8 protein-coding genes and 2 tRNA genes are annotated in these 8,542 nt (G+C 62.7%); all 10 read left to right on the plus strand.

Annotation, left to right across the window (positions count from 1 at the left end; all coding sequences use genetic code 11):
* The first annotated feature begins 69 nt into the window (after nt 1-69).
* The 10 genes from H6A21_RS08805 (at nt 70) to rbr (ending at nt 8,385) form a co-directional block, all read left to right on the plus strand.
* Nucleotides 70-648, plus strand: coding sequence for a QueT transporter family protein (locus tag H6A21_RS08805; protein ID WP_204562374.1), 579 nt, complete (start codon nt 70-72; stop codon nt 646-648).
* Between the two features lie 70 nt (nt 649-718).
* Nucleotides 719-1,918 (plus strand): glycosyltransferase family 2 protein, encoded by a 1,200-nt coding sequence (locus H6A21_RS08810; protein ID WP_204562375.1) that lies wholly within the window; start codon nt 719-721, stop codon nt 1,916-1,918.
* Nucleotides 1,903-3,273 carry a histidine kinase gene (locus H6A21_RS08815; RefSeq protein ID WP_239462768.1) on the plus strand — a complete coding sequence of 457 codons (1,371 nt, stop codon included), beginning with the start codon at nt 1,903-1,905 and terminating at the stop codon, nt 3,271-3,273. Before H6A21_RS08810 ends, H6A21_RS08815 begins: the two co-directional genes overlap by 16 nt.
* A 79-nt stretch (nt 3,274-3,352) precedes the next feature.
* The gene (locus H6A21_RS08820; RefSeq protein WP_204562376.1) at nt 3,353-4,069 is read left to right on the plus strand and encodes a LytR/AlgR family response regulator transcription factor; all 717 of its coding nucleotides are present in this window, start codon (nt 3,353-3,355) and stop codon (nt 4,067-4,069) included.
* Between the two features lie 179 nt (nt 4,070-4,248).
* Complete coding sequence (locus tag H6A21_RS08825) at nt 4,249-4,716, plus strand: metallophosphoesterase family protein (RefSeq protein WP_204562377.1); 468 nt, start codon at nt 4,249-4,251, stop codon at nt 4,714-4,716.
* 173 nt (nt 4,717-4,889) lie between these two features.
* Nucleotides 4,890-4,967: transfer RNA gene (locus tag H6A21_RS08830), tRNA-Asp, on the plus strand.
* A gap of 253 nt (nt 4,968-5,220) precedes the next feature.
* Nucleotides 5,221-5,298, plus strand: a tRNA-Asp gene (locus H6A21_RS08835).
* 842 nt (nt 5,299-6,140) lie between these two features.
* Entirely contained in the window at nt 6,141-6,629 is a 489-nt protein-coding gene (locus H6A21_RS08840) for an RrF2 family transcriptional regulator (protein ID WP_204562378.1), read from the plus strand.
* Between the two features lie 38 nt (nt 6,630-6,667).
* On the plus strand, nt 6,668-7,579 hold the full coding sequence (locus H6A21_RS08845) for an adenine glycosylase (RefSeq protein ID WP_204562379.1): 912 nt from the start codon (nt 6,668-6,670) through the stop codon (nt 7,577-7,579).
* 266 nt (nt 7,580-7,845) lie between these two features.
* Nucleotides 7,846-8,385 carry a rubrerythrin gene (gene rbr, locus H6A21_RS08850; RefSeq protein WP_204562380.1) on the plus strand — a complete coding sequence of 180 codons (540 nt, stop codon included), beginning with the start codon at nt 7,846-7,848 and terminating at the stop codon, nt 8,383-8,385.
* The last annotated feature ends 157 nt before the right edge of the window (nt 8,386-8,542 follow it).

Genomic DNA, 8,542 nt, shown 5'->3' on the forward strand with positions numbered 1-8,542 from the left:
GCTTCCTGTACCGGAGGGCTTTGCTGCACACAGTAAAGCCCTCCGTATTTTGTAGAAGGTGACCTAACAGTGAAATCTACCTACATCGCCCGAGCCGGCGTGATCGCTGCGACCTATGCGGCCTGCACGCTGGTGACCATGCTCTTTTTGGGCAATCTCGCCTGGGGCCCCATCCAGTTCAGGATCTCCGAGGCGCTGTGCGCGCTCGCGCTCGTGACGCCTGCGGCTATCCCCGGCCTCACACTCGGCTGCGCCATCGCCAACGTGGCGAACATCGTGTTGTCGGGCACCGGCGCCCTCGGCCTGCTCGACGTGGTCTTCGGCTCGCTCGCGACCTTCCTCGGGGCGCTCTTCACCTGGAAGATGCGCTCGCATCCGCTCGTGGCGCTCGCCGGCCCCGTGCTGGCAAACGCTCTCATCGTGCCGGCGTACCTGCCCATCCTGCTTGCCGGCGTGGGTTTCTACACCATCCCGTTCACCTCGATCGCGCTCGACGGCTCCTGGCCGCTCATGTACCTGTTCGGTCTGGTGACCACGGGCATCGGTGAAGCGACTATCATGTACGTGCTGGGGTATCCCCTCTACCGTTCGCTGACCAAATCGGCCTTCATCAAGCGCGAACTTGCCGAGATGGGTACAAACAGATAAGGCGGATGGGGAGACGGGCAACCCTTTCCGCGCGAGCACTCTGCAAGGTCGACGTCGGAAGGGGGAGTGCATGAATCCCGCAATCGTTATCCCCTCCTACTGGGCAGAGGATTCAGCACGCGTCCAGACTCCCGGGGCCTATGACCACAGCACCGACCTGCACAGCCCCAAGCCCGAGCTCGATATGTGCTTGGCGTCGCTCGAACAGGTGCGCGACATCTGCCGCATCATCGTGCTCGTGGTCTGCCCGCTTTCGGTGACCGATGCCGCGCGCGAGCGCGTGGAGCGCCTCGCCGCCGCCCACCCCAGCCTGACCATCACCATCGTCACGAACCGCGAGGCCTCCCGCATACGGGAGCGTGTGGGCGAGATCGCCCCGAAGGTTCCCGGGGAGCCGGTCTCCCTGCGCGGATACGGCGCCATCCGCAACATGGGCCTCGCGGTCGCGAACATCCTCGCGCACGACAGCGTGATCTTTCTCGACGACGACGAGCTCGTGCTCGGTCCCGACTTCATGCAGCGGGCGCTCTACGCGCTGGGGCGCGAGACCCGTCAGGGCCTGCCGATCCTCGCCAAGAGCGGTTACTTCTACAACCGCGAGGGGTCGCCGCTGGCAGACCCCGGCAAGGCCGACATCACGCACCGCTGGTGGACGAAGCGCATCGAGTTCAACCGCTGGATGCGCCGGGCGCTGTCCGGAACGCGCATCTCGCGCTCCAACTACGTGTGCGGCGGCTGCATGGCCCTGCACGCCCGCGCGTTCACCCGCGTGGCGTTCGACCCGTGGATCACGCGCGGCGAGGACCTCGACTACCTGTTCAACATGCGCATGTACGGGTTGGACGTGTGGTTCGACAACGAGTGGGTCGTCAGGCACCTGCCGCCGCCCTCCAACCACCGCGCCCCGCGCTTCATGCAAAACGTCTACCGCTGGTACTACGAGCGCGCGAAGCTGCGCTATGCGGCGCGCCAGCACGACCTCGTGCCGGTGACGCCCGCCTCGCTCATGCCGTATCCGGGCCCCTGGTTTTCCGACGAGCTCGACGAGCGCGTGCGCAAGACGGCCTTCGCGCGCATGCTGCTTACCGACGAGCACGACGGGTACCTGCATATCTGGCGGCACGGGCGCGCCCAGGCCGAGCAGTACGCGAACGAGAACAAATCGAAGTACATCCGCTTCCAGAGCTTCTGGCCCAGTATCATGAATGGGTTGTGGAACGATACGGACCTGGTCCAGATGCTTGAGGAGTGCACATGCCCGCAGACCTAAAGAAGTACGGTGAGCGCATGGCGGCGCGGTCGGGGGTGCTGCCGGGGTTTCGGCTGTTCTCCGTCGTGTGCGCCTTGGGCTTCATCGCGTTTTGCGCCTACACGCTCATCGAGGGGTTGGACCCGTCCGCGGCGGTCATCGCGAGCGCGATGCTGTTCGTTTTGCTCGTGGCGTTCATCTACCTGTGCCTCAACCCCGACACGCTACGCTCCCAATACACCGAGCAGGCGCTCTCGACGGCCTCCGAGCTGCTCGAGATCGCGAAGAGCGGCCTGAACGAGGAGAGCGCCCGCGCCATCTGCTGCCGCCTTCTGCCCGAGACCCGCGCGATGGCGATCGCCGTCACGGACGAAAACTGCGTCCTCGCCTGCGTGGGAGAGCTCGAGGGCGATTTCCCCTCCGGTTCTCTCATCCACACCCCGGCGACGCGCTACGTGCTCGAGCACGGCGTGGCGCAGTCGTTCACCCACATGGTGGACGTGAAGAGCGAGCGCACCGAGCACCGCGCCATCCCGGCCGGCATCATCGTGCCCCTGAAGGTGCGCGACAAGGCCGTCGGCACGCTCAAGTTCTACTACCGCCGCAGCCATGACGTGAACCGCACCCAGTACGCGCTGGCGTCGGGTTTCGCCGAGCTGCTCTCCACCCAGCTCAACATCCATGAGCTCGAGCTGCAAGACGAGCTGACGGCGCGCGCCGAGGTTCGCGCGCTGCAGGCGCAGATCAACCCCCACTTCCTGTTCAACACGCTGAACACCATCGCCGCCCTCACGCGCACCGATCCGCTGCGCGCCCGCGGCCTGCTGCGTGAGTTCTCCATGTTCTACCGCGCCACGCTCGAGAACTCGGGGTCCATGATCCCGCTGACGCGCGAGGTGGAGCAGACGAGCCGCTACCTGCTGTTCGAGAAGGCCCGCTTCGGTGACGACCGCATCGTGGAGACCATGGACATCTCACCCGAGGCGCGCGACGTCCTCGTGCCGTCGTTCGTGATTCAGCCGCTGGTGGAAAACGCCGTCCGCCACGGCATGCGCGACGAGGGTGCACTCCACATCACCGTGCGCGCCACGGTGCCCGAGGAGGGCTTCATCCTGATCGAGGTCACCGACGACGGCGTGGGCATGGACGAATCCACAGCATCGCGCCTGTTCAGCCTCGATGCGGGCAAGGTCAGCACCGACGCCCCGCAGGGGGGCGGCGCGGGTGTCGCCATGCAGAACATCTCCGAGCGCATCGAGCGCTTCTACGGGCCCCGATCTTCGGCCCACGTGGACTCTGTGCCCGGGCAGGGCACGACCATTTCGCTCAAGCTCGATTTGGAAAACAGCATTCTCACGCCGAGAGATATAGAATAGAAAATGGCGCGCGCGCCATCGGTGCCGCAACCGCGCAGGCTCACCGTTCACGGAACGTATGGGAAGGGTTTTCACGCGTATGCTACGTGCAATGATTGTCGATGATGAGGCGCCAGCCCGATCGGAGTTGCGCTTCTTGCTGGAGCAGACCGGCAAGATGGGTTCCATCTCCGAGGCCTCGAGCGTTCGTTCCGCCATTGAGATGCTGATGGAGAATCGGGTCGACGTGGTGTTTTTGGACATCTCCATGCCCGGTGCGTCGGGCATCCAGCTCGCCGAGGCCCTGCACAAGCTCAAGAATCCCCCGGCGATTGTGTTCGTGACCGCCTACAGTGACCACGCGGTGGAGGCGTTCGATGTGGACGCTGTCGACTACCTGCTGAAGCCGGTGGAGGAGGCGCGCCTGGACCAGGCCTTGAACAAGGTGCTTGCCCGCGTGAAGCCCGTGGCCGAGAACAAGACGCCTATCGAGCGGATTCCGGTGGAGAAGGGCGGCCGCAAGGTGCTCATCCCCGTCGACCAGATCCGCTACATCATGGCTAAGGACGACTACTCCTGCATCTTCACGGAGGACGATCGCTTCCTTTCGACCACCTCGCTTGCGCAGTTCGAGTCGAAGCTCGACGACTTCGGGTTCTTCCGCGTGCATCGCCGCTACATCGTGAACCTCGCGTGCGTCGAGGACGTGGAGACGGCGGCTTCCGGAGCGATCCAGCTCGGCGTGACGGGTGTGGAGGATCGGATTCCGGTCTCGCGGCGCCGCGTGGTGCCGTTGAAGAAGGCTCTGAACCTGTAGGGTTCGGCGGTAGGCGGTAAGGAGCATTCGGTATGCTGGAGAGCGTGCGTCGTGTGCTGAGCCGTCTGTTTGGGCAGAAAGATCATGTGGCTGGCGGCGTCTTGGGCGCCGCTGGTTTGTATGGGGACGATGCGGACGCGGATGCGTGCGCCGGGATTCGGAACGGAAAGGATTCGGAGATGGACCTTGTAGGTGCGAAGCGAATCGATATCATCTCCGACACGCACGGGCGCATCTCGGAGCGCCTGCGCGCAGAGCTCGATGGGGCGGACCTGATCGTGCATGCGGGAGATATCACGTCCGAGTCCGATTTCGCGGAGCTCGAGACCATCGCCCCGGTGCGCGCGGTGCTGGGCAACAACGACTGGTACTACAACTACGGTCCCGAGGTGAAGCAGCGCCTGGTGTTCACGTACGAGGGACTGCGTTTCGGCGTGAGCCATTATCGTGAGGAACTGCCGCAGGGTTCGATCGATGTGGCCGTGTGCGGACACACGCACCGGCCGGTGATTCTGCCCATGGGGAACATGACGCTCGTGAACCCGGGTTCACCGACGTACCCGAGGACTGCGCAGGGTCCTACGATGGCGCGCCTGTACGCCCGCGACGGTGAGGTGCTCTCGTTGGAGATCATCCCGCTGCAGTAGCGGGGTGGGCTGGGTTTCGGACTCGGCGCAACGTCATCTGGCGGCGTGCGGCGCGTACGTGCGCCGGTCCGCTCGAGGTGCGCCCACGGCGATAAGTTGGAATTTCCCAAAAAAGTTGTTGCGCGAACGAAGCGAGTCTGTGTATACTTTCTCTCGCAGCAACGCGCTGTGATGGGGAGTTAGCTCAGTTTGGTTAGAGCGCCGGCCTGTCACGTCGGAGGTCGCGGGTTCGAGCCCCGTACTTCCCGCCATCGAATTTGAAGAGCCCTGCTTTCGAGCGGGGCTCTTTTCTTATAGGTTTCCGTTAGTGTGCCGCGCAGAATACCAGCAGCTATGCGGGTGATTCTGATGCGATTGCGTTCGCGCAGGGGGTGGGAGCGCTGCGTCTGATCTGCTGTTGGGGAGTGGGGCGCACGTGTTGTGGTCAGCTTGTGAAGCCAAATTGCCCTCTAGCCATCTGCTGAGAACCCTCTATACTTAATCCTCGCAGCGACGAGCTGTGATGGGGAGTTAGCTCAGTTTGGTTAGAGCGCCGGCCTGTCACGTCGGAGGTCGCGGGTTCGAGCCCCGTACTTCCCGCCATCGAATTTGAAGAGCCTTGCTTTCGAGCGGGGCTCTTTTCGTATTTCTGTCTCCCATGCTGCTGTAGACCATTGGTGTTCAAGGCGGGTCGTCATGTCGCTGGCAGCAGTTGTTGCACAGCGGCTTTGCAAAGGCCTTCAGAGAAGTCCTGGGGACCGCCGATTGGTAAGTCCCGCTGCGGAATTGCTGATGGATGTGCGACTTGATTCGATTGCGAGCGCACTCTGCTCGAGACGAGTCTCTGAGTGTATCAAGCTCCCGGTCATTCTGCATAAAACTGATCGGGATAAACTGCTGGTTGACAGACAGATTAAATAAAATATGAACAGGGGTACGATTTTTGGGTGCCAATTGACCATAGGCGCTATACCCCCTGGTATTTTTCCAGTTGAATCCTGCGGAAATGCAGACGGTCTTCGCCCGATGGAGGGATTGCACCCGAAAATCGTACCCCTGTTCATATCTCATATGTATTCACGGCTTTTGAAGGCGGATTTAACGAGGCGCCTGCCGTCGTAGGGGGGGGGTACTCATGGCTGTTGGCGGCAAATGATCTCATGCGTATCCCTCTAGCTGAGCGTACGGCGCGATGTCCGACACATCGGCGCATCCCGTCGGGCAGTCCTCGCTTCATGGCCGGTTTACAAAAGAGACACCTGTGCATGAACCTTCACAAACAAGGGCTGTTTTAACGATGGTTGATGGCATGGTGTCAGGGTGGGTGTATAGTAATTGAACCGTTTTGACGGTTTTAATACCTAAATCCTACTGATGCGCACACGTTCGCCATCATTGTCCCGGCGTTCGGGAGTGCGCCACGCGTCTTATCGCAAGGAGGGGAGATGGACATCTCCAGGAAGACCGACTACGCCCTTCGCATGCTTTCCATGTTGGTTAAGGACGAGGGTGGCCTTCTTTCCGTACGGACTGCGGCGGATGAAGCGGGCGTTCCCTATTCCTTTGCGCGTTCCATCCAGCACGGTCTCGTCCAGGCGGGCATCATCGAGAGCCTGCGCGGCGTGCACGGCGGCATGCGCCTCAAGGTCGACCCCTCCGAGATTACGATTCGCCAGATCGTCGAGGCGGTGCAGGGCCCGCTCGTTATGAACGATTGCACCGGCGGGAGCGCGACGTGCGCACGCCGGGGTTCCTGCTGCTATCATCCCATCTGGGTCGGTACGCAGCGGCTCGTGTACAGCTACCTCGATTCCGTCACGCTCGACGACGTGGTGAACTTCAGGCGTGGACCGGCGGTCGATCCTAAATTCGCAGATCGCGATGCGTTCTGCTCGTATGTTTCATGCGGTGAGATGCCCTCTCTGAGCTCGTAGCGGCACGGTGGCGCTCGCCTGATGTCAAAGGAGCGCAGGTGCTTGACGTGGACCCCTTTCGCACGTTGGTTCGGGCGGAAGGGGCCCGTCTGTATCGCGACCTCCCGTGGCGCAACACGCGCGACCCGTATGGCATCTGGCTGTCCGAGGTGATGCTCCAGCAGACGCAGGTGGCCCGCGTGCTCACGCGCTGGGAGGAGTGGCTCGACCGCTTTCCGACCGTGGAGGCGCTGGCGGCGGCGCCGGTGAGCGATGTTCTAGCGGCGTGGCAGGGCATGGGCTACAACCGCCGCGCCCTGGCGTTGAAATCCGCAGCGGAGATGGTGCGCGATACCTATGACGGCGTCTTTCCCTCCGGCCTGCGTGAGCTTAAAGCGCTACCCGGCATCGGTCCGGCCACGGCCCAGGGTATCCGCGCCTTCGCGTTCGACCTTCCCGGCGTCTATTTGGAGACGAACGTCCGCACGGTCGTGCTGCATCATTTCTTTCCCGACGTGCCGGCGGTGCCCGACCGTGAGCTCGTGCCGCTCGTCGAGGCGACCTGCCCGCAGGGTCCCTCTGAGCGGGATGCCGGCGAGCCGTCTTGCCATGCCACGCCTCAGGACGCGTCCGACACGCCCCGGGCCTGGTACTACGCGATGCTTGACTACGGCGCCTATCTGAAGAAGACGATCCCCAATCCGTCGCGCCGCTCGAGCGGCTACACCCGCCAGTCGAAATTCGAGGGGTCGCGCCGCCAGAAGCGCGCGCATATCGTGCGCATGCTGCTCGATGCCCAGGCCGCCGGCGCACCGGGGCTTTCGCTCGATGAAGTGCGCAGCGGCGTGAACGATTTCGAGCACGCGGGGGGCCGCGAGGCGGTGGCTGCCGATGAGGTGGCGTCGATCCTGGCCGACCTGACGCGCGAGGGCTTTGCCGCAGCGGGGGACGGCATCTGGTCGATCGCCTGACGGAAGTGCCGCGGGCCTTTCGACCATGTTGACCATTATTCAAGAAGAATTCGAAGGGTGCTCGGTGCTTTGCCCACCGGGCTGCTTGTGCCTGTGCGCGGCAGCAGCTCCGCATGAAAATCCCGTGCGCCATCACGTGTGAAGCGAGCGTGAAGTTGGGTATAGAACCCGTAGGGTAAGAGATTTCTTATTAGGAATCATTTACAATAAGGGCAACGGATAGCCACCTGCTACCCGAATGCTCTCGGCACAGAGGAGGAATACCAATGGACTTCGAAAACTCCCAGACAAAGAAGAACCTTGAGACCGCGTTTGCCGGCGAGTCCCAGGCCCACACCAAGTATCGTTACTACTCGTCCCAGGCCAAGAAGGACGGCTACGTGCAGATCTCCAACATCTTCATGGAGACCGCCCTCAACGAGTCCGAGCATGCCAAGCTGTGGTTCAAGTACCTGCATGACGGCGCTGTGCCCGACACCCTGACCAACCTCAAGGATGCCGCCGCGGGCGAGAACTACGAGTGGACCACCATGTACGACGAGTTCGCGAAGACCGCCGACGAGGAGGGCTTCAAGGAGATCGCCGCCAAGTTCCGTGGCGTCGGCGCTGTTGAGAAGGCTCACGAGGAGCGCTATCTGAAGCTCGCCGAGCGCGTCGAGAAGGGCGAGGTCTTCAACCGCGAGGGCGTCAAGGTTTGGAAGTGCCTGAACTGCGGCCACCTGCATGTCGGCCCCACCGCGCCGGAGCTCTGCCCGGTCTGCGCTCACCCGAAGAGCTACTTCGAGGAGCAGGTCGTCAACTACTAGGCCACGTCTCTGAACCGATAGGTTCTCTTGAGGCCCTCCGCGCCCTTGTGAACTGCGCCCCAAATCTTGGACGCGATAAATCATAACCGCTACGCGGCCTTCCGAAGGGCCTGCTCCCGGAACTCCGCCGGGGTCAGGCCCTTCAGCTTGACCTGCC

Source organism: Collinsella tanakaei, from assembly GCF_016902615.1.
Classification (GTDB): Bacteria; Actinomycetota; Coriobacteriia; order Coriobacteriales; family Coriobacteriaceae; genus Collinsella; species Collinsella tanakaei_A.

Excerpts from the sequence above, each read along its gene's own strand:
- H6A21_RS08810 (WP_204562375.1), top strand. The coding sequence starts at position 719 with ATGAATCCCGCAATCGTTATCCCCTCCTACTGGGCAGAGGATTCAGCA.
- H6A21_RS08815 (WP_239462768.1), top strand. The coding sequence starts at position 1,903 with ATGCCCGCAGACCTAAAGAAGTACGGTGAGCGCATGGCGGCGCGGTCG.
- H6A21_RS08820 (WP_204562376.1), top strand. The coding sequence starts at position 3,353 with ATGCTACGTGCAATGATTGTCGATGATGAGGCGCCAGCCCGATCGGAG.
- H6A21_RS08825 (WP_204562377.1), top strand. The coding sequence starts at position 4,249 with ATGGACCTTGTAGGTGCGAAGCGAATCGATATCATCTCCGACACGCAC.
- H6A21_RS08840 (WP_204562378.1), top strand. The coding sequence starts at position 6,141 with ATGGACATCTCCAGGAAGACCGACTACGCCCTTCGCATGCTTTCCATG.
- rbr (WP_204562380.1), top strand. The coding sequence starts at position 7,846 with ATGGACTTCGAAAACTCCCAGACAAAGAAGAACCTTGAGACCGCGTTT.